This is a genomic window from Deinococcus sp. QL22 (genome assembly GCF_023370075.1).
In the GTDB taxonomy this organism is placed as follows: domain Bacteria; phylum Deinococcota; class Deinococci; order Deinococcales; family Deinococcaceae; genus Deinococcus.
On sequence record NZ_CP097149.1, the window covers coordinates 1157175 to 1175870 of the forward strand.

At 62.3% G+C, this 18696-nt stretch carries 22 protein-coding genes; 15 read left to right on the forward strand and 7 right to left on the reverse strand.

What is annotated here, in order from left to right; translation table 11 throughout:
• Positions 1-208 precede the first annotated feature (208 nt).
• Positions 209-457, forward strand: coding sequence for a hypothetical protein (locus M1R55_RS05575; protein ID WP_249393711.1), 249 nt, complete (start codon positions 209-211; stop codon positions 455-457).
• Between the two features lie 93 nt (positions 458-550).
• On the opposite strand, the gene M1R55_RS05580 is transcribed toward M1R55_RS05575, so the two are convergent.
• Positions 551-1756 carry an NPCBM/NEW2 domain-containing protein gene (locus M1R55_RS05580; protein WP_249393712.1) on the reverse strand — a complete coding sequence of 402 codons (1206 nt, stop codon included), beginning with the start codon at positions 1754-1756 and terminating at the stop codon, positions 551-553.
• Positions 1757-2135: 379 nt separating this feature from the next.
• On the opposite strand from M1R55_RS05580, the gene surE reads away from it, so the two are divergent.
• Positions 2136-2930: a 5'/3'-nucleotidase SurE gene (surE, locus tag M1R55_RS05585; RefSeq protein ID WP_249393713.1), complete on the forward strand. Its 795-nt coding sequence runs from the start codon at positions 2136-2138 to the stop codon at positions 2928-2930.
• A gap of 73 nt (positions 2931-3003) precedes the next feature.
• On the opposite strand, the gene M1R55_RS05590 is transcribed toward surE, so the two are convergent.
• Complete coding sequence (locus M1R55_RS05590; RefSeq protein ID WP_249393714.1) at positions 3004-3549, reverse strand: DinB family protein; 546 nt, start codon at positions 3547-3549, stop codon at positions 3004-3006.
• A gap of 289 nt (positions 3550-3838) precedes the next feature.
• Here M1R55_RS05590 and rpoZ point away from each other — a divergent pair, with 289 nt between their 5' ends.
• Both rpoZ and M1R55_RS05600 read left to right on the forward strand, forming a co-directional pair.
• Positions 3839-4138, forward strand: coding sequence for a DNA-directed RNA polymerase subunit omega (gene rpoZ, locus M1R55_RS05595; protein WP_019009125.1), 300 nt, complete (start codon positions 3839-3841; stop codon positions 4136-4138).
• Between the two features lie 180 nt (positions 4139-4318).
• Positions 4319-5587: a sodium:proton antiporter gene (locus tag M1R55_RS05600; protein WP_249393715.1), complete on the forward strand. Its 1269-nt coding sequence runs from the start codon at positions 4319-4321 to the stop codon at positions 5585-5587.
• An 80-nt stretch (positions 5588-5667) separates the two neighbouring features.
• Here the strand turns inward: M1R55_RS05600 and M1R55_RS05605 are convergent, their stop codons facing one another.
• The 5 genes from M1R55_RS05605 to M1R55_RS05625 form a co-directional block, all read right to left on the reverse strand.
• On the reverse strand, positions 5668-6285 hold the full coding sequence (locus M1R55_RS05605) for a hypothetical protein (RefSeq protein ID WP_249394143.1): 618 nt from the start codon (positions 6283-6285) through the stop codon (positions 5668-5670).
• 25 nt (positions 6286-6310) lie between these two features.
• Positions 6311-7315, reverse strand: a complete 1005-nt coding sequence (gene fmt / locus M1R55_RS05610) for a methionyl-tRNA formyltransferase (RefSeq protein ID WP_249393716.1) — start codon at positions 7313-7315, stop codon at positions 6311-6313.
• Between the two features lie 8 nt (positions 7316-7323).
• Complete coding sequence (gene def / locus M1R55_RS05615; RefSeq protein WP_249393717.1) at positions 7324-7974, reverse strand: peptide deformylase; 651 nt, start codon at positions 7972-7974, stop codon at positions 7324-7326.
• Positions 7975-8188: 214 nt separating this feature from the next.
• Complete coding sequence (locus M1R55_RS05620) at positions 8189-8326, reverse strand: hypothetical protein (protein WP_249393718.1); 138 nt, start codon at positions 8324-8326, stop codon at positions 8189-8191.
• A 1-nt stretch (position 8327) separates the two neighbouring features.
• Positions 8328-8555, reverse strand: a complete 228-nt coding sequence (locus M1R55_RS05625; protein ID WP_249393719.1) for a hypothetical protein — start codon at positions 8553-8555, stop codon at positions 8328-8330.
• Between the two features lie 693 nt (positions 8556-9248).
• Here M1R55_RS05625 and M1R55_RS05630 point away from each other — a divergent pair.
• The 11 genes from M1R55_RS05630 to purC all read left to right on the forward strand — a co-directional run bounded on the left by M1R55_RS05630 (position 9249) and on the right by purC (position 18633).
• Complete coding sequence (locus tag M1R55_RS05630) at positions 9249-10487, forward strand: BTAD domain-containing putative transcriptional regulator (protein ID WP_249393720.1); 1239 nt, start codon at positions 9249-9251, stop codon at positions 10485-10487.
• Positions 10488-10537: 50 nt separating this feature from the next.
• Positions 10538-11155, forward strand: a complete 618-nt coding sequence (locus tag M1R55_RS05635; RefSeq protein ID WP_249393721.1) for an NUDIX hydrolase — start codon at positions 10538-10540, stop codon at positions 11153-11155.
• A 2-nt stretch (positions 11156-11157) separates the two neighbouring features.
• On the forward strand, positions 11158-11784 hold the full coding sequence (locus M1R55_RS05640; protein WP_249393722.1) for a YigZ family protein: 627 nt from the start codon (positions 11158-11160) through the stop codon (positions 11782-11784).
• Positions 11785-11945: 161 nt separating this feature from the next.
• The gene (gene ispF, locus M1R55_RS05645) at positions 11946-12455 is read left to right on the forward strand and encodes a 2-C-methyl-D-erythritol 2,4-cyclodiphosphate synthase (protein ID WP_249393723.1); all 510 of its coding nucleotides are present in this window, start codon (positions 11946-11948) and stop codon (positions 12453-12455) included.
• A 178-nt stretch (positions 12456-12633) separates the two neighbouring features.
• Positions 12634-13110, forward strand: a complete 477-nt coding sequence (locus M1R55_RS05650) for a tRNA (cytidine(34)-2'-O)-methyltransferase (RefSeq protein ID WP_249393724.1) — start codon at positions 12634-12636, stop codon at positions 13108-13110.
• Between the two features lie 172 nt (positions 13111-13282).
• A complete protein-coding gene (locus M1R55_RS05655) occupies positions 13283-14548 on the forward strand; it encodes an aminopeptidase (RefSeq protein WP_249393725.1) in 1266 nt (421 codons plus the stop codon).
• A gap of 96 nt (positions 14549-14644) precedes the next feature.
• Positions 14645-15226, forward strand: a complete 582-nt coding sequence (locus M1R55_RS05660; RefSeq protein WP_249393726.1) for a peptidylprolyl isomerase — start codon at positions 14645-14647, stop codon at positions 15224-15226.
• 145 nt (positions 15227-15371) lie between these two features.
• Positions 15372-15875: a low molecular weight protein-tyrosine-phosphatase gene (locus M1R55_RS05665; RefSeq protein WP_249393727.1), complete on the forward strand. Its 504-nt coding sequence runs from the start codon at positions 15372-15374 to the stop codon at positions 15873-15875.
• A gap of 42 nt (positions 15876-15917) precedes the next feature.
• Entirely contained in the window at positions 15918-16508 is a 591-nt protein-coding gene (locus tag M1R55_RS05670) for a R3H domain-containing nucleic acid-binding protein (protein WP_249393728.1), read from the forward strand.
• Positions 16509-16526: 18 nt separating this feature from the next.
• On the forward strand, positions 16527-17378 hold the full coding sequence (prmC, locus tag M1R55_RS05675) for a peptide chain release factor N(5)-glutamine methyltransferase (protein ID WP_249393729.1): 852 nt from the start codon (positions 16527-16529) through the stop codon (positions 17376-17378).
• 511 nt (positions 17379-17889) lie between these two features.
• Positions 17890-18633 (forward strand): phosphoribosylaminoimidazolesuccinocarboxamide synthase, encoded by a 744-nt coding sequence (gene purC, locus M1R55_RS05680; protein ID WP_249393730.1) that lies wholly within the window; start codon positions 17890-17892, stop codon positions 18631-18633.
• Positions 18634-18696 lie beyond the last annotated feature (63 nt).

Here is an 18696-nt window from a genome sequence, read left to right on the forward strand (position 1 = left end):
ACACTATGCCGGGTAATGAATGACTTCGCACACATTTCCACAACTATCGCCCGGCCTTCAGAAAACTTGCATTTGAAGTTGAGGCTTTCGTAACCACATAGGGAGTAGCTCTTGCCCCCGCGTATGCTTCAGTTCTTCAGCCACCGCCGGATGTACCGCGAGGAACGGCCAAAGCGGACATCCTGCTGGGACGAATTGAGGTGCGACCATGACTGACCGCAGCGGCGACAGCAATGACCAAGTCAACGGAGATCAATCCAACGCGGACACCGGAGATATGAACGCAGAGGCCGAGAGCCTCAGCAGTGCCGAAGCGCAGCAGATGGGCGCAGGGGCACGGCGCGGAGCCAGAAGCGACCCGGGCGCAGAGGCCTCGGATGAATACATAGAGGAACACGTGCAGAGCGGCACCGATCAGCCTGCGGGCAACTCCGAAATATCGCGCTCTAGCGACTAAAGAGTTGTCATGAACGCGCCCCCCAAGATCAAACTGGGGGCTGCGTTCATGTCGCTCTCTTCGGCACCTGACGCCGCTGCCTCCCCAGGCTGGTCAGGGCAATCTGGCCTGAAGTGGCGTCGGCACCGGAACGCCGACCCACACATCGTCGGGAATCAGGCGCACCGGAACTGTGCCGATCTGAATGGGATGATGGTGGACGAAGTTCTGTTCATAGAGCCGGAATTGCGCGTCGGTTTCGGTCAGTTCGTCTGCAAATGCGTTGCGGAGGGCCGTAAACTTGACCTGAATCTGCCCACCCCGCTTGGGGGTTTCTCCACGGCCAACGACCTCGGCGGTCAGCCAGTCGGGGGTTTGTCCGATATTTGGCCCCAACAAAAATCTGGCCCCTGTGGTTTCGCCCCCCGGTTCCACAGAAACCGGCACACTGACAACCACAGATTTCCCGACCTTCAACTCCAGGGGCAGATCGGGGAAGTGCATGGTGATCTGCTGCTCCAGCGGCACCAGGTTCAGGGGCGTGCGGGCCACTTCTTCTCCGGCGTACCACGCCACCAACTCGGCGGCAAAGGAGTCGTCGGTGTACTGGCGATCCATGTACACACTCAACTTCTCTGTCTGCTGGGCCGCTCCGGTCAGGCGGGTCGCGCCTGTTTTGAGCTGAAAGTAGGGATCGGTGTCGAATCTGGCCTGCACCGTATAGGTCACGCTTCCCCGAAATGACCGGCTGTTGTTGGTCATGGTCAGCGGCACTGTGCCGTGCGTATCCTGATAAATGCTGACCTCGGCGGGGGCGCTGATCGTCATGTCGGGCACACACACCAACGCCGGATTGATCCAGTTGGCATGATCCAGATTGTTGCCGTTGCCGCCATCGGTCACGACCATCCGGAAGCTGGATTGCCCGCGCAAGTCCACGCTGACCTGCTGGGTGGCACTGGCCCCGGTCATCAGGCCGCTGTCGAAGAGTTTGTCTGTATCGCCCCACACCTGGAATACGGCGCTGCCCTGCCTACCCACTTCATCGTCTAAACCAATCTGGGCCTTGAAGCGCACACATTTGGCCCGGTCTTGCCCGGCGAGGTTGTATTTCAGTTCGCTGGGCGCATGAACGCCGTATCCCTTGGCATACTTGACGCCGTTGAGGGTCAGTGGCTTGCCGTCACCGCCCGCTTGCTGTCCATTGCTGCGGTCTGTTTCTACCGGCCCCCAGCCGTTGGCCGCCACCAACGCCCGCTCGTGGGCCAGCGAATTGATTCCGTCGGGCATCAGGGCTTGGGGTTCTAAAGGGGAGGTCAAGGCCCTATTGCTTTGGTCTGGGTCTGCATTCAACTCTGCTTCTGAGGCAGAGTCCGGGGCTTGCCCGCAGGCGGCGAGAGAAAGGGTCAAGAGCATCAGCGGGGGCCGCCACCACCATCGGTTCATAGATGTTCCTCCACAGGCGAAAACGCACTTTGGACAGAGAGTCAATTGTAGTTGACCCGCCGGGAGACAAACGTAAATTTGCCGTCAGACACAGCATTCATGAAGGTTGAGCCAGTCTTTAGTTTGGGGTCTAAGCTTCGTCTTGGGAGGGCGGCGGAATGGAGCGGCCGTGTATCACGCAAGCAACAGGCCAAGCCGTTCAAGTGGGATTTCTGTGACCGTGCCCATTCAAAGGGCGGCTAGACTGCCTGCCATGACTTCTGGACGCAAATCTATTCTGGTCGCCAACGACGACGGCATTTTCTCGCCCGGCATCAAGGCGCTGGCTCTGGCAATGGCCGAATTGGGCGATGTAACCGTTGTCGCGCCCGATGTAGAACAGTCGGCGGTGGGGCACGGCATCACCATTCGCCGCCCGCTGCGCTTCAAGCACACGGCTTCGGCGGGCTTTGGCGATATTCCGGCCTACCGGGTCGACGGCACCCCCGCCGACTGCGTGGTGCTCGGCGTCCACCTGCGCGGGCGGCCCGATCTGGTGGTCAGCGGAATCAATCTTGGCCCCAATTTAGGCGACGACCTGACCCATTCCGGCACGGTGGCGGCGGCGATAGAAGCGATGGCGTTGGGCCTGCCCGCGATTGCCTTCAGCCAGCAGGCCACGGCGCAGGGCGAGTACGATTTCGCCGCCAGCGCCGCCTATGCCGCCCGCCTCGCCCGCGAAGTCCTGTCCCGTGGACTGCCGCCCCGCACTCTGCTGAATGTCAATTTTCCGGCCCGCGCTTTCGAGGGTGTGCGCGTGACGCGGGTAGGCGACCACCGCTGGGAAGACAGTATCGTGACCCGCACCGATCCCGAAGGCCGCGAGTATCACTGGGTGGCCGGAATCAGCCGCGCCGCCGACGCCGCCGACATCACCACCGACTACGGCGCGGTACAGGCCGGGTGCATCAGCGTAACGCCGGTGCGCCTAGACCTCACTGCGCGCGACCTGATGGGCGAAGTGGAGGGGTATTTGCCCGCGCTGGGAGCCGAGGTGATTGGGAGGTAAGGGACATTTGAGTCGCGTGTAAACCCCCCCGTTGCTCACGCAATGCCCCCCCTTAGAGGTGAGGACAAAAGCCTTAGCCCCGTGCCAACGCTTCCAGTTGCTTGCGGTGCTGGCGCATGTGCAGGGCGGCCATTTTCAGCCATTCCAGCGCCGTGAGTTGGCCCATATACGGGTGAAAGAAGGTGCGCTCAGAGGTTTCGGGGGCGTGAGCGGCGGCGTGCAGTAGCGCAGCACGGGTCTGGGCGTGCACGGCGCTCAGGTCGGCCCAGGCCTGATCGGGGCCGGGTTCCAGTCCAGCGGGAGCCTTACGTTTGCCGTCTACCATGACGCCAGGGGTCTGGTCGGTGGGACGCAGCGGCTTGTCAGACAGCAACAGGGCCGCAATCCGGGCCGTGCCCGCATTCACGCGGATGATGTGATCGCTTTCCTGCGCCGCCGTCCACTCCCGCCCCGGCAACGTGGTGTTCCAGTGCGGCTGCACGGCCTCCACAACCCGTTCAAAGGCGTCAAGCTCGCGCGCTAGCCGAACTTGTACCTCAGCGGGCGTGGGGGCAAAAGCCCGCAGCAATTGGCGTTGCTCGGCCTGCTGGTCTTGAAGGCTGGCTGAATTGTCGGTCATGGCTGCCAGTTTAGACCGAGTTCAAGCCGGGGGAAGGGCGGTCTAAGTGTTGAGGCTGTCAATGTCTAAGGCAGGTCAAGGGCAACAGCAAAAGCCAGTGCCAAACTCCGTTCTTCGACGCTTGACCCTTAGACCACCCACCACGCCGCAAACAACGCCCCGCCCCAAACGTGCCTTCACAGATTGCCCTCCCTGGCTGCGGCGGGCTAGACTGACTGGCTGAGTGTCTGGCTGCCGCGCCTATGTAGGCCAGAAAGGCGCGGAGCAAGTGACAAAAGGGGTGTGGAGTATGGCAGAAAAAGACATTGATAAATTGCTTTCGATGACCGACAGCAAGTACCGGTTGTCGGTAGTGACGGCAAAACGCGCCCTGCAACTGCGTTCGGGTGCGCCCAGCGTATTGCCGACCGAGCAGCGCGTGAAAACGCATAATCTCGTGACTCAGGCCATGCGTGAACTCGCCACCGGCAAGCTGATCGTGGGCACCGAACTGATGGATGAGGCCCGGTTTCATCAGGATTACGTGCGCCAGCGGCAGGCACAGCTTCAGGCCATGCTGAACGCCGAACGCGAGCGGGAGCGGGACTAAACCCCTTTGGTGAGCGGAAAAAAATAAAAGAGTGGGCCTGCCAAATCTTCTGGCAGGCCCACTTTTGGTTGTTGGGGAAACAGCGGTTCAGATGGGGGCGGGATAGTCAGTGGGTGCGTCCTCTACAGTGGCCTCTATGACTCAGCAAGCTCTCCCGCGTTCAGCGATTTTGGCGGTTCTATGTTGACGGCGTTTGCGGTGTTGCTGAGCGTCACGGCGGTACTGGCCTACCTCAACGAACGGTTTTTCAAATTCCCGACGACGGTAGGCGTCACTCTGGCAGGCGCTTTGGCGAGCATTATTCTGATCGCGCTGGACGCAGCGGGCATCGGCGGGGCACGCAGTTGGGCTTCCGAACTCCTAGAGACGCTGAACTTTACAGAGTTCGTGCTGAACGGCATTCTGAGCATTCTGTTGTTTGCCGGGGCACTGGGCTTGGACGCCCGCCAGATGCTGAAGCAGCGGAGCAGCATCCTGACGCTGGCGGTGGTCAGCACCATCATCAGCACCTTCCTGATCGGCTTTGCCGCCTACGGCATTTTTGGGGCGCTGGGCCTCGGCGTGCCGCTGCTGTGGGCCTTGCTGTTCGGCGCACTCATCAGCCCCACCGACCCGGTGGCGGTGCTGGATCTGCTCAAGCGGGCCAAGGTGCCCAAACGCATCGAAACCCTGATCGCCGGAGAAAGCCTGTTTAACGACGGCGTGGGTGTGGTTATTTTTCTGGTGATTGCCGGGCTGGCCGGAATCGGTGATTCCCACACCGCCCCGACTGCACTGGGGGCGCTGACCCTGTTTGTGAAAGAAGCGGGCGGCGGCGTGCTGCTGGGAGCGGCGCTGGGCGGGCTCGGCTACGCCATGCTCAAAACCATCGAATCTCACGCCGTGGAGGTGCTGCTGACACTGGCCCTCGTGATCGGCGGCTACGTGCTGGCCGCGTCCTTGGGCATCAGCGGGCCACTGGCGATGGTGGTGGCCGGACTGATCATCTCTGCCTTCAAACACGACATTTTTACCGCCCACACCTTTGAGTACGTGGAGGGCTTCTGGGAAACACTGGATCAGGTCTTGAATATCGTGCTGTTCGCCTTTATCGGACTGGATGTGCTGCTGACCGACGTGACGGGCGTGCAACTCCTCGCTAGCCTGCTGCTGATCGGGGTATCGTTGGCGGCCCGCTGGATCAGCGTGGTCATTCCGTTCCATTTTGTGCGGCGGCGCGATGGCTACGGCGCGTACACAGCGCGTTTGCTCACCTGGGGTGGCCTGCGCGGAGGCATTGCCATCAGTCTCGTCCTCGGCCTGCCCGATACCCCTGACCGCTCGCTGCTGGTCACGGCGACCTATGCGGTGGTGCTGTTTACGATTGCCGTGCAGGGGCTGACGATTATGCCGGTGGTGCGCCGGGCGGTGGCAGGCAGCGGGGAAAAGGATCTGGGCAGTGAGGTGTAGGCAATAAGAAAATAAGGCCAGCCATTCATAACGTTTGGCTGGCCTTCTGTTTGCCCTACACCCTACGTCCTACAGTCCCTTTACCCCCGCTCGCGCTCGCGCAACACCAATTGCACCAGCCCCAGCGTCAGCAATTCTTCTTCCTCTGGTTGCACCGGGCGCAACGCCTCGACCACAAAGCGGCGCGAAAACAGGCTACGGCGTTTGCGAACGCGCAGGGTAGGCTCGCTGCCCGCATCGGTGACGGTGTAGGTGGGATTGATCAGGTAATCGAAGCCCATAGCGATCAGGTCGCCGATGAACGGAATGGCCCCGATGACGCCCTCGATGATGCCCATCCACGGCTGATCGTCGCGGATGGTGAAGCGCACATGGCCCGGTGCGTCCAGTAACTCGTAACTGGCGGCCCACAAGGTTCGCATACCCTGAGCTTGCAGCGCACCCACATCGCTGCCGTCCACGCGGCGAATCAGGCGCTTGGCCCGCCAGTCCAGCGCCCCGGCCATCAGCCCCTGCGCCCGCATGCCGTAAATCTGGCGGGTGCGGCCCTCGTCGGCAAACACTTTCACCTCGTCGCGGATACTGAAGGTTTTCTCCTTCACCACCGCCACGAGTTGCCCGCCCGCGTCAGTCACGCGCAGTTCGGTAAAGAGGCTGAACTTGAATTGCAGAGTGAGCGGATACTGCGCGGAGGGCAAGGAAGTCACGTTCTCTACTACGGTCTTAGCCCGGCGCGGGTTCCCAGAGACCAAAGTGTGAAGGCTGGCTCTGCCCAGATTGCGCCTGTGCTGATTGCGCCTGCCACCACTGCGCCGCCGCCTGAGGTTTACGGGCTTCGGGCTGTACCGTTTCTATTCGCACCGCGCCCGTGCCGCAGGCCACGATCAGGGCGTCGCCATCGGCCCGTAGGATCTGGCCTGCCTCTATTTGGCCCGCTTCTCGCGCGTTTTCTCCCACCGCTACGCTCAGGCCCGCCAGTTTCAGGCGGTTGCCGCCCACAAATGCGGTGGTCTGCGGCCACGCGGCCACGCCCCGGTAGCGGTTCACCACAGCCTGCGCCGACTCCTGCCAGCGCACGAAGCCGTCTTCTTTGACCAACAGGGGCGCGTGGGTGGCCTGACTTTCATCCTGAACGGTGGGAACAAGGTCTGGAAGACTATGCAGCGCCGACACGATCAGGCGGGCGGCCTGCGTTGCCAGTGCGCCCGCCAGTTCCAATGCCGTCCAGTGGGGCGCAATAGGCAGGGCTTCTTGCACCAGCAGCGGCCCGGTATCCATGCCCTCATCGGTCTGCATGATGGTGGTTCCCGTGACCGTCTCGCCCCGGATCAGCGCCCACTGGATCGGAGCCGCGCCCCGGTAGGCGGGCAGCAGACTGGTGTGCGTGTTCAGGAACCCGAAACGAGGCACGGCCAGCAGCGATCCCGGCAGGATTTTGCCGTAAGCGCAGGTCACGGCCACATCGGCCCCGCACCCGCGCAGTTGGGCTTCAAAGGCCGCGTTGCCGCGCAACTTGCGGGGTTGCGCCAGCGGCAAACCAAGTGCGGCGGCGTGTGCAGCCACCGGCGGCGGCGTCAGCCTCAGGCCGCGCCCCACCGGTTTGTCGGGTTGGGCCACCACCAGCACCACTTCAAATTCGGCACGAATGGCGTCCAGCACCGGCAGCGCAAAGGCGGGCGATCCGAAGAAGGCCACGCGGGGCCGGGCCAGATCGCCGGAACCCGTCAACTGCCCAGTCAACCCTGGCGCTCCAATTGCCTGCGCCGCTCGTGTTCCGCCAGATCGCTCAGGAAGGTTTTGGATTGCCGCTGCAACCCCGTGAGTGCCTTGCGGTGGTCTTCCATAATGTCGGTGGGCAGGTGATCAAGGAACAGTACGCCGTCCAAATGGTCTATTTCGTGCTGGAAGACCCGCGCCAGGTAATCGTCGGCCTCTATAGTGCGGTCTTTGCCGTCCAGGTCGGTGTAACGCACCTGCACGGCACGGGCACGTGGCACGCCTTCCTCGTAGATGCCGGGAATGCTCAGGCAACCTTCCTGATACGAGCGGTCTTTCTTCTTGTCGATCACACTCATGACGGGGTTGATCATCACGAAGTCGCGCAGCACCCTTGACCGCAGATTTTCCTCGCCGCCCTCGTTTTCTTCCTCGTCGTCCTCATACTCCACGGCCACAAACATCCGCACCGACAGGCCCACTTGCGGCGCAGCCAATCCCACACCCCGCTGCTCGAACATGGTTTCCAACATCTGGTCGGCCACCTCGCGCAGCGACTGGGAATCGAATCCCGGCACCGTCAGGCGCTCATCCGGCTTCAGCACGCGGGCTTTGCGCCTGAGTACGGGATCGCCGTAAAGACGCATAGGATAGATACGGGGGGCAGTCATAGAAACACCTGCCAGAGCAATACGTTCATCGGGGCACCTTCACAATGGCTAGTTTTACCAGACGCCAGGCCCATAAACGGTGTGTGCTTTCCAAAGCTGCGGGCCGGAAGAGTGGCAGAGGGCCAGAGGCGTCTTGTCAGACGAACCAAAAGGAAGAAGCCACCGACTAGGTGACTTCTTCTTTGAAAACGTTTTGCACTATATTCATCCTCATTCAGATGACTCCGAAATCCGCTGCTGCTCCCCGCATGACGGGCAAGTTCACTTCGCGTGGCTTGTCGTTGCGTGGGGCAGTGTTGACCACAGGGGCGGGTTTAGGAGCGGGGGCGGGCGTTACTTTTTCGTGTGTCATCTCAAGCCGCCTTTCCGGTGGTCATCACACCGTAGTCCCGCATTCCAGCCTGCATCACGCCGTAGTCCCGCATTCCAGCCTGCATCACGCCGTAGTCCCGCATTCCAGCCTGCATCACGCCGTAGTCCCGCATTCCAGCCTGCATAGTTTTAGCTGTGATTGGAGTGAAAATGATCACAGTGTCTTGTAAGAGGTTTGTCAGATCGTCTGTGCTATGGCTGAAGTTCATGACCAAAGAGTAATGAGGAGGCCGTGAGGTGACCCGATGAACCCCCCAAATCAAATAGAAACCGCTTTTGAGACGGGAAATTACCGGACTGTCATCACACTTGCTACCGAGTTGCAGCAGATGAATGCTGCTACTTGGCGAATGTTGGGATTGTCACATCTTCGCTTACGCGAATTCGAAATTGCTGAGACGCCGTTAACCCGAGCTTCAATTTTGGGCGACCATGAAGCAATGGTTGAACTGGGAAATTTGATGCGTCTGATGGGACGTTTTGAAGATGCAGCTCAACATTTTGCACACTTGGGGCCGATGCCTGCCGGGGAACTGAGCCTCCGGTTACAGCGGTGGTGGGGCACGACAGAATTCCAAATGGGGCAAGTGGAATCTGGCCTAGCGCGATGTGAAAAGGCTTGGCATGGCTATATTTCATTGGGTGATGACGAACTGACCGGCCGAATAACCCAAACCTTGGCACAAATGTATAGCGTTTTAGGAAATGTGTCACGTGCTCTACAGCTTAATAAAGAAGCCTTGCGTGTACTGAGCGTGGATCCAGTTCCTTATCCACGCCTCTCTACATTGCAGAGCATTGCTGCAATTTATATTGAAGCACGTCTGTTTGAGGAAGCGGAGGTCTATGTAAGAGAGTCCCGGCAAATTCTAAAAAACTCAGAATACTACTCCCTTCAATGGATGATTCCGGTACTTACCAATGAGGCTGACATCTATCGCTTGAAGGAAGATCGTCCCCGTACACTCCGGGCACTTTTAGAACTACGTGAATTGGTTGATGATTCGAGCGAATACGAAGCCCGTATTTGGGTGGCGTCCCGCTTGGCCGAGTTTCACAGCGAGCAAGGCCAATTTGCACAGGCGCTAGAAGCCTTGCATGCGGGTGTAGACGCAGGCGAGGAATTGCCCGCTGCTCTGCTGGTCACACGTGGCGTGGTGTTCCGGCGGCGCGGGCAGATAGAACTGGCCCTGCTGGATTTCGAGGCTGCCCTCCCCGGCGTGCGCGAATCGGGCGACTCGCATCTACTGACGCGGGCGCTGCTGCACCTATCGGATTCGTTGCGGCGTGCAGGAAGAGGGCAGGAGTCCGTAGAAGTGCTGCGTGAAGGGCTGGAGAGATTGCTGCAAGACAAAGACAAGGCCCGCTTCCGGCCTGACTTGGAGGAACTGAGCGAGCTGACGCACAGCGCCATGCTGGAACCCCACGTGGCCCCGTTTATGGAAGCGGTCATCGAAAAAATTGCGGCTCTGACCGGAAGTGTCCCGCTGGATGAAGAACGCCTGATTCATGCTCAGGTGGAAACGCTGGGGCGAACCCGCGTGGTACGCGACGGGCAGCCCGTGGCGCTAACCCTGCACGGCAGCGCCCTGATGCTGGTGTATCTGGCGCGGCATCCGGGGCGTACCCGCCAAGAAATCCAGCTGGATCTGTACCCCGACAAAGACCCGGTGGCCGGATCGAACTACATCCGCAGCGTGATTCGGGAACTGCGTGAGGCGCTGGGCAAGGGCGCTGTGGTTCACGCGGGGCCGCACAATATGCCGCGCTACTCGCTGGGGCCGGGCATCAGCCTGACCATAGACGTGCAGGAAGTAGCGCAGGCCCTGGAGCGCGGTGATATGGCCCGGATGCTGGCGCTGTACCGGGGGCCGTTTCTGAAAACTGTGACCGACAGCGAGTGGGCCGACGATTTGCGTGAACAACTGCAACGGGCGGTCACGGGGGCCATTCGCACACAAATGCGCCGGGCGCGGGATGCAGGCGACCTGAAACGCGCCCTGCTGCTGGCAAATCAACTGTTACGCGTAGACCCGTATGACCCCGAAGTGCTGGTGGAGCGCGTGGAAGTGGCCCGCGGGGTGGCCTCGCCCCAAGAAATAGCCCGCTATGTGGTGGAAATGCAGCGCATGGGGGCCTAAGCCGCGCCCCACTTCCAAACCCCGGCCCCGAAACCGCGTAGCCTGAGCCTATGACGGGCAACCCCGAAGACAACAACGGCACGACCATGCACGCCAACTGGCCCAAGCTGGTGCCCGATGAGGCTCAGCCCTGGCAAACGCTGGAATCGCGGGAATTGGTGCCGGGGCCGCGCTCGGTGGTGCTTGACCGGGTCGATATGGGCGGCGGGCTGGAAGGCCAGTATCAGTACCGGCCACGCGGCCCACGCGCCATTTTCGTGCTGCCTATTACCGCCGAGGGTGAGGGCGTGCTGATCCGGCAGTACCGCTACCCGCTGCGGGCCACCGTATGGGAAGTGGTCGCGGGCGGCGTGGAGCGAGGCGAGGAATTGCACTCGGCAGCCGTGCGCGAACTGCGCGAAGAGGTGGGCGGCGTGGCTGCCGAGTGGGTGGCCCTGCCGGGGTTTTATCCTCAACCCAGTATCAGCGGCGTGGTGTTCTATCCGTTTCTGGCGCTGGGGGTGACATTAGGTGACATGGCACACGAAGAAACCGAAGTGATCGAGCGTGTGGTGCTGCCCCTGCCCGACATCTACGCTCTGCTGGACGCGGGCCAGATTCTGGACGGCCCCAGCAGCCTGACGCTGTGGCACTCACGGCGGCTACTTATGGAGCGGGGAATGTTGTAAGCATGCCGCTGGAACTGCCCGAACTGCCGCCCCCGTTTACCACACTGGCCGCCCCGCACCGCCACAGCGCCGTCATAGAGGGCAGTGAATTCCTGGCCTTTGCTGAACGCGCCGACTCGCCGCCGGAAGCGTTGGCGCAGTCGGCGGCGTTGCGGGCCAAGTATTCCGACGCCACGCACCACTGCTGGGCCTACCAGATCGGCCCGCTGTACCGCTTCAGCGATGACGGCGAACCGGGCGGCACGGCGGGCGCGCCCATCTTGCGGGCTGTGGGCGGGCAGGGCGTAGACCGCGTGATGGTGGTGGTTGTCCGCTATTACGGGGGCACCAAACTGGGCACGGGCGGGCTGGTGCGGGCCTACGGGGGCGCGGCGGCAGAGTGCCTCAGAACCGCGCCGCGTGTGCTGGTGCGCGGGCGCGTCACATTGCGCGTGGGCGTAGGCTTCGGCCACCTCAGCGCCCTATATCACCTGCTGGGCAGCGTGGACGCCGTGCGCGGCGAGGAAGAATTCACGGCGGCGGGCGTGCTGTTGCCGGTCAGCCTCTATCCAGAAGACGCGCCCGCCTTTGCACAGGCGATAACGGACGCCACGAGCGGCGCGGCGACGCTGGAGGTGGTGGAGGATTGAGTTGGAAGGTGAACCCCCGTTGCTCACGCGATGCCCTTTCCCTCAGAGATGGAGAAGCACTCCTGTTTGTCTCCTCTCGGAGGGGAGACGGCCCGGAGCGACGGAGGGGTTGACACGAATTGTCACTCTGACTCTGCTCCGGCACGCTCTACACTCCCCCCATGACCGTTCCCGCCCACCTGACCCATTCCCCTCCGCTGCCCTACCGCGTCGGATTTGGAGAAGATGCCCACCGACTGTCCGGGGGCCGCCCGCTGATTCTGGGCGGTGTGCCGATTCCCAACGCCGAAAAGGGCGCGGTGGCCCACAGTGATGGAGACGCCGTGCTGCACGCCGTGGCCGACGCGCTGCTCTCCGGCCTCGCGCTGGGCGACATCGGCCAGTATTTTCCCGATACCGACGCGGCACACAGGGGGCTGGATTCGGCGGTGATCGTGGCGCGGGCGCTGGAATTGGTCGGGGAGCGCGGCTACGTGCCTGCAAATGTAGCGCTGGTAGTCACGCTAGATCGGCCCAAGCTGGGGCCACTGCGGGCCGCCATCGCGCAGAATGTGGCGGCGCTGCTGGGACTGCCAGAGGCGGAGGTGGGCGTGAGCTTCAAGACCTCGGAAGGCTTGGCCCCCGAGCATGTGCAAACGCGGGTCACGCTGCTGCTGGTGCGCTCTCCATGAGAAGGAACTGCGATGAGTCGAAGACGCATCCGACTTGCAAAGCTGCGCAGCAGAGCAGACTTGTAAAGCTCCGCAGGAGAGCGAGTAACAAAAAGTACGGGCTGGCAGAGATGGACGGGCATCCGGCGGCCTTGTTGAGTAGCATGGGCCGGATGAACGGGAATCGGAGCAAGTCCGTATGACCACAGAACTTCCCTCCCCCCCGCTCCTGCACGTCGTCCTGTTCGAGCCCGAGAAGGCTGGAAACGTGGGCAACGTGGCCCGCACCTGTTCGGTGTTGGGGGCCGAGTTGCACCTGATCCGGCCCTTCGGCTTCCACCTGCATGACCGCGAATTCAGGCGGGCCGTGATGGACTATATGGAAGGCGTGACCCTGCACGAACACGCGAGCTGGACGGCGTTTGCGGCTACCCTCTCCCCCACGGCGCGGGTGTGGGCCTTTACCACGCACGGCACGCAACTACACACCCAGGCAGGCTTTCAGCGCGGCGATCATCTGCTGTTTGGCCCCGAATCGCGCGGCCTACCCGTGTGGCTGCGTGACGCCCTGCCCCGGCTGAGGCTACCGCAACCCGGTGGGGGCCGCAGCCTGAATCTGGCGGTGGCAGCGGGTGTGGCAGTGTTCGAGGCGGGGCGGCAGATTGAGGGATGGTGATGGGGGTGTGGGGCGTAGGAAAGGCGTCTAAGGGTCTAAGAGAGGGCATTGGGTGCAGCGCTTTCAACTTTCGACCACACCCTGAATCACCACCGCCCCAGCACCTTAGACCCTAGACCTTTAGACCCTCAGACCCTCCCCCAGTGCAGCCCAAAACGCATAAAGTCTGTACATGTCTTCTCCTACCCCAGCTACCCCCGACTTTGAGGCCAAGCTTGCCCGCTACGCTGACCTGCTGGTGCGTGTGGGCGTGGGCCTGACGGCTGGCGGCAAAGTACGGATTGTTGCGCCCGTCGAGGCTGCCCCGTTTGCCCGTTTGGTGCAGCGGGCCGCCTTCCGCGCCGGGGCGCTGGACGCCCGCGTCAACTACGTCGACGCCCACACCGATTTGGCCCTCTACGATGAAGGCTCCGATGAGGCCGTCGCCTTCCTTCCCGCGTGGCAGGCGCAGGAGCGTGAGGCGATGGTGGCCGATGGGTACGCCTTTATCGGCATTCTGGGAGAAGACCCTTCCCTCCTGGCAGGCGTGGACGGTGGCCGGGTAGCGCGGCGCAGCAAGGCAATGGCGCAGGCCTTCCAGAAGGTCAGCGAGGCGTCGGGCAACTTTGAGGTGAGCTGGACGGTGGCGGCCATTGCGACCCCAGCTTGGGCGCGGGCCATCTTCCCCGGCCTGCCGGAAGCCGACGCCGTAGCCCGCCTCTGGGACGACATTTTCACCGTGACCCGTGTAGATACCCCCGATCCGGTGGGCGCGTGGCAAGCGCATCTCGCAGGTCTGCAAGCCCGCACGGATCGCCTGAATCAGCAGCGATTTACTTCCCTCCACTTTCAGGGCGAACTGGGCACCGACCTGACGGTGGGCTTGGCCGACGGACACTTCTGGCAGGGTGGGGCAGAACGGGCCAAAAACGGCGTGGTGGGCGTGCCGAACTTCCCTACCGATGAGGTCTTTACGGCCCCGCACCGTGACCGTGTAGACGGTGTGGCCGTGGCCAGCAAGCCCTTGAGCGTGCGCGGGCAACTGGTCGAAGGCATCCGGGTGAGGTTCGAGGCAGGCCGCGCCGTAGAAGTGACGGCCACACGCGGCGAAGATACCCTGCGCCAACTGATCGCCACCGACGAGGGCGCGGCCCGCCTGGGCGAAGTGGCGCTGGTGCCCGCCAGTGCGCCTGTGTCCCGCACCGGAACTTTATTTCTGAACACTCTGTTCGATGAGAACGCCGCCAGCCACATCGCGCTGGGCCGCGCCTACCCCACCACCGTTCGGCCTGACCTGATCGGGGGTACTGAATCTCCGACCTCTTTTGCCGATCTGGGCGGCAACCACAGTCTGATTCACGTGGACTGGATGATCGGCAGCCCCGGCATGAACGTGGACGGCGTGCGCGGGGACGGCAGCCGCGAGGCGCTGATGCGGGACGGCGAATGGGTGATTTGAGAAGCGATTAAACCTGCTGGCCTCAAATGTCAAACCCCCGGTTTTCTTCATCATCCTGAAAGCCGACTGTGTGAATACGCCCGCTACAATGCCCCTATGAGCGACGCTTACACCGACCTGCCCCAAGGCTTTACCGCAACACCCGAACTCAGCGCCGAGCGCCAGATCAAGTTCACCGCTGCCCCCGAACTCGGCGACGGCATCGAGCCCGGCAAGGACTACCGCGCCGTGCTGGACACAAGCAAAGGCCGCCTGATCGTCGATCTGTTTGCCGACGACGCCCCCGTGACGGTCAACTCCTTCGCCTACCTGCTGCGTCATCACTACTACGACGGCATCAAGTTTCACCGCGTCATCGACGGCTTCATGGCGCAGGCGGGCGACCCCACCGGCACGGGCAGCGGCGGCCCCGGCTACGACTTTGAAGACGAATTCGGCAGCGACCACCGCCACGACGGCAAAGGCGTGCTGAGCATGGCCAACCGTGGCCCCGGCACCAACGGCAGTCAGTTCTTCGTCACCTTCACTGCCACGCCCCACCTGAACGGCAAGCACACCGTGTTTGGCCGCATCGTGGAAGGGCTGGACGTGCTGGATCGCCTGACCCGCATTCAGCCCGGCTACCCCGGCACGCCCGACATCATTGAGAAGGCGTTTTTGATCGAGCGCAGCCAGTAATCACGGCACTTACCCAGCTGAACAACCTGAACGGTTGACCAAAAGAAGGTGGATCGTGGCGCGTGGGCAACTGCGGCTACGGTTCACTTTTTTGGTGGGTTTGTGGGCTTTGTTTGTAGAGAAGTGATTCGGGCACAATACTCTCATGACCAACCCTGTCCCCCTGCGCGTGCTGGCGCTGTGCCTCGGCAATATCTGCCGTTCTCCGGTGGCCGAGGCGTTGCTGCGGCGGGAATTGGCGGCGGCTGGAGTAGACGCCGTAATAGACAGCGCGGGCACCGGCGACTGGCATGTGGGCAGGCCCGCCGACCCACGCAGCGTAGACGTGGCGCGGCGGCACGGGCTGAGGCTGGGGGGCAAGGCCCGGCAACTGATCCGGCGCGATTTTGCCGACTATGACGTGATTCTGGCGATGGATTCCCAGAATGCAGCGGAAGCCCGCGCTCTGGCTGGATCACCCGGAGCCGCCGCCCGCGTGCGCCTGATGCGTGACTTTGACCCACTGGCCCCCGGTGCGGATGTTCCCGACCCGTACATGGGCGGTAAAGAAGGCTTTGAGAGCATGTTCAAGATGCTGGAACGCAGCGCCAGAGAATTTGCGAGACAGGCCGCCCAGCCACAAAACACAGCCCAAGCTGATCCAATCTGAATCTGAGAGGGAATCGTGAGAATTCCGCAGTAAACTGATCGTATGGACAACCGCACGAACCTCGACGACTATCTCGCGGGCTTAGGGATCAGCGAGGCGGACGAGGACGAGGTCACGCCGCCGCCGCCTGCCCCGGACGCCTCGGCAGACGCTTTGCCCGCCGAGAGCACCCCCAACGAAGACCCCAAAGAGGTGCTGGAACGCTTCCTGAACGCCCTGACCAGCCGGATGGACGACACCCTCAGCGTCTCGGTGCAGCAGGCCGAAGACGCGCTGGAAGCCGAAATTACGGGTGAAAACGCTTCCAAGCTGGCAGGCCGCGACGGGCGCTTGCTGGGAGCAATTGAAGTGATCGCCTATACGGTGCTGGCGAAACAGGCTGGCCGCAGTGACCTGCGCGTGCGAATAGATGTGGGCGGCTTCCGCAAACGGCAGGCTGACACCCTGACCAAATTGGCCGAACGCCTCGCCATTCAGGTGGCCAAAAGCGGCGAGGCGCACGAGCTTCAGCCCATGCCCGCCTCCGAGCGCCGCGTGATTCACATTGCCCTTAAGGAACACCCGGACGTGATGAGCGAATCTGTGGGCGAAGGCGCTTCCCGCCGCCTGATGATTCGGCCCCGGCACGGCTAGGGCGCTTTAGCATTGCCTTTGTCCACCGTCAAAATTTGGGAAATTCGGGCCATCTCGCGTTTTGTAGAGGTGGGCCTGCCTTCCTCCAAAACCGATGCGCGGGAACTGCTTAAATTCGTTTTGAGATTGGACGATACGGCCCTGTTTTTGTCGTCTGACCGGGAAGTTCCGGAGGCTCAGGCGGCGCAACTGTCGGCCCTGATAGACGCCAGAGCCGCCCGCATTCCGCTGCAACACCTGTTGGGTGAAGTGGAATGGGGCGGCGTGCGCCTGAAAGCGGACGGGCGGGCGCTGATTCCCCGGCCCGAAACCGAATGGCTGCTGCATCTGGCACTGGAAACCCTGCGCGGCACAGCCAACCCCCGCGTGCTGGACGTGGGCACAGGCACAGGTGCACTGGCACTCGGCATCAAAGTTGCCCGACCCGACGCCGCCGTGACCGCCTCCGATATCAGCGCGGATGCTTTGGCATTGGCACAGGAGAACGCCGCGCTGAACGAGCTGAACGTGCAGTTTGTGCAGGCCGACTTGCTGCACGGTTTATCTGGCCCCTACGATCTGATCGTCAGCAATCCGCCCTACTTGCCCGACGCCGACCAGCACAGTGCCGACCCGGAGGTGCGCCACGATCCCCACCTGGCCCTGTACGCCGGAGCCGATGGCCTCAGCGTGGCGCGGCCCCTCTTAGCGCAGGCGCGGGCGGCACTTGTGGCAGGCGGCGTGTTGCTGCTGGAACTCGACCCCCGCAATGCGCCCACGCTGGCCGCCGAAGCCAGAAGTCTGGGCGCGGTGACGGAGGTGTTGCCCGATCTGGCAGGCCGTGAACGCTTTGTGCAGGCCAGCTGGCCGCCCGATGTCCTGACCACTTGAGCTGATACTGCCTTCGCGTTTTCGACACCGAACTGCGGCTGTATCACGGCCCCAGTCTGTAAGTCAGCCGGGCGGGACTGAAACGGTTGATGCAAGCTTCTCACCGAATGAGACAAACGAGACGCAGCTTAAATAGAGTGCGGCGGCGTTGGCAGGTGTGCGATTTCGCCCCACTTCCCTTCCCGTCCAGCCCGCATGAACAACCCTGCCCCGGCCCCGGCTAGGGGTGTTAAGGTGGTGTACGGCAGTGCGCGTTTTCGGCGCGTTTCTGTACATTCCCGCTGCCTCAGGCAGTTCTTCCAGTTGCGTCCCGCGAGACGCCCCAACCTGATGCACGGGTTGGTAAGCCTGTCCGAGAGACGGTGATGGGGGTTCCACACATGTTGAGCACTGCAACCTTCGAGCGTTGCCCCGGTCAGGCCTGGGGAGACGCCCGTTCTACTTTGATGCCCCGGTGCTTAGCCGCCAAACCAACTGCCGCCAAAGTAACAGCCCTATCAGGAGAGCAACCATGACCCAGCCTGCCCACTTTCAGCCCCATCCCGACCTCGGTGAACTGCGCTACGAAGGCAAGGCCAAACGCGTGTATGCCACACCCGACCCCGCCGTGTACATCGTGGAATACAAGGACGACGCCACCGCCTTCAACGGCGTGAAAAAGGCCCAGATTGGCGGCAAGGGAGCCATCAACAACGCGATCACGGCGGCCATTTATCCGCAGTTGGAGGCAGCGGGCATTCCCACCCACTTCATAGAAAAGCTGAGCGAGCGCGAGCAGCGCGTGAAAGCCGTGGAGATCGTACCCGTAGAAGTGATCGTGCGGAACGTGGCGGCGGGCAGTTTTTCCAAGCGGCTGAACATAGAGGAAGGCACGCCCCTGCCCCGGCCCGTGGTGGAGTACTGCTACAAATCCGACGCGCTGGGCGACCCGCTGATCAACACGGATACCGCCATCAGCCTCGGCTGGGCCACCGAAACCGAATTGGCCCGCATCCGTGAACTGGCCCTGCAGGTTCGCGAGTTCCTGACGCCTTTTTTCCTGGCACGCGGCATCAAACTGATCGACTTTAAGCTGGAATTTGGCAAGCTGGCCGACGGAACCATCGTGCTGGCCGATGAAATCAGCCCCGACACCTGCCGCTTCTGGGACGCCGAAACAAACGAAAAGATGGACAAAGACCGCTTCCGGCGCGATCTGGGCGGCGTGGAAGATGCCTATGCCGAGATGCTGAAGCGCGTGACACAAGGCGTCTGAGGATCAAGAGTCTAAGGTAATGGGCCGAAATGCCGCTGGCCTTGCCTCTGACCCCAACCCACC

What these genes read in the sequence shown, in the direction of transcription:
- M1R55_RS05655 (WP_249393725.1), top strand. Translation starts at nt 13,283, where the DNA reads ATGTCTTCTCCTACCCCAGCTACCCCCGACTTTGAGGCCAAGCTTGCC.
- M1R55_RS05650 (WP_249393724.1), top strand. Translation starts at nt 12,634, where the DNA reads ATGACCACAGAACTTCCCTCCCCCCCGCTCCTGCACGTCGTCCTGTTC.
- M1R55_RS05575 (WP_249393711.1), top strand. Translation starts at nt 209, where the DNA reads ATGACTGACCGCAGCGGCGACAGCAATGACCAAGTCAACGGAGATCAA.
- M1R55_RS05600 (WP_249393715.1), top strand. Translation starts at nt 4,319, where the DNA reads ATGTTGACGGCGTTTGCGGTGTTGCTGAGCGTCACGGCGGTACTGGCC.
- M1R55_RS05590 (WP_249393714.1), bottom strand. Translation starts at nt 3,549, where the DNA reads ATGACCGACAATTCAGCCAGCCTTCAAGACCAGCAGGCCGAGCAACGC.
- ispF (WP_249393723.1), top strand. Translation starts at nt 11,946, where the DNA reads ATGACCGTTCCCGCCCACCTGACCCATTCCCCTCCGCTGCCCTACCGC.
- M1R55_RS05625 (WP_249393719.1), bottom strand. Translation starts at nt 8,555, where the DNA reads ATGAACTTCAGCCATAGCACAGACGATCTGACAAACCTCTTACAAGAC.
- def (WP_249393717.1), bottom strand. Translation starts at nt 7,974, where the DNA reads ATGACTGCCCCCCGTATCTATCCTATGCGTCTTTACGGCGATCCCGTA.
- purC (WP_249393730.1), top strand. Translation starts at nt 17,890, where the DNA reads ATGACCCAGCCTGCCCACTTTCAGCCCCATCCCGACCTCGGTGAACTG.
- M1R55_RS05635 (WP_249393721.1), top strand. Translation starts at nt 10,538, where the DNA reads ATGACGGGCAACCCCGAAGACAACAACGGCACGACCATGCACGCCAAC.
- M1R55_RS05630 (WP_249393720.1), top strand. Translation starts at nt 9,249, where the DNA reads ATGATTCCGGTACTTACCAATGAGGCTGACATCTATCGCTTGAAGGAA.
- M1R55_RS05665 (WP_249393727.1), top strand. Translation starts at nt 15,372, where the DNA reads ATGACCAACCCTGTCCCCCTGCGCGTGCTGGCGCTGTGCCTCGGCAAT.
- M1R55_RS05620 (WP_249393718.1), bottom strand. Translation starts at nt 8,326, where the DNA reads ATGACACACGAAAAAGTAACGCCCGCCCCCGCTCCTAAACCCGCCCCT.
- M1R55_RS05640 (WP_249393722.1), top strand. Translation starts at nt 11,158, where the DNA reads ATGCCGCTGGAACTGCCCGAACTGCCGCCCCCGTTTACCACACTGGCC.
- rpoZ (WP_019009125.1), top strand. Translation starts at nt 3,839, where the DNA reads ATGGCAGAAAAAGACATTGATAAATTGCTTTCGATGACCGACAGCAAG.
- surE (WP_249393713.1), top strand. Translation starts at nt 2,136, where the DNA reads ATGACTTCTGGACGCAAATCTATTCTGGTCGCCAACGACGACGGCATT.
- M1R55_RS05660 (WP_249393726.1), top strand. Translation starts at nt 14,645, where the DNA reads ATGAGCGACGCTTACACCGACCTGCCCCAAGGCTTTACCGCAACACCC.
- M1R55_RS05670 (WP_249393728.1), top strand. Translation starts at nt 15,918, where the DNA reads ATGGACAACCGCACGAACCTCGACGACTATCTCGCGGGCTTAGGGATC.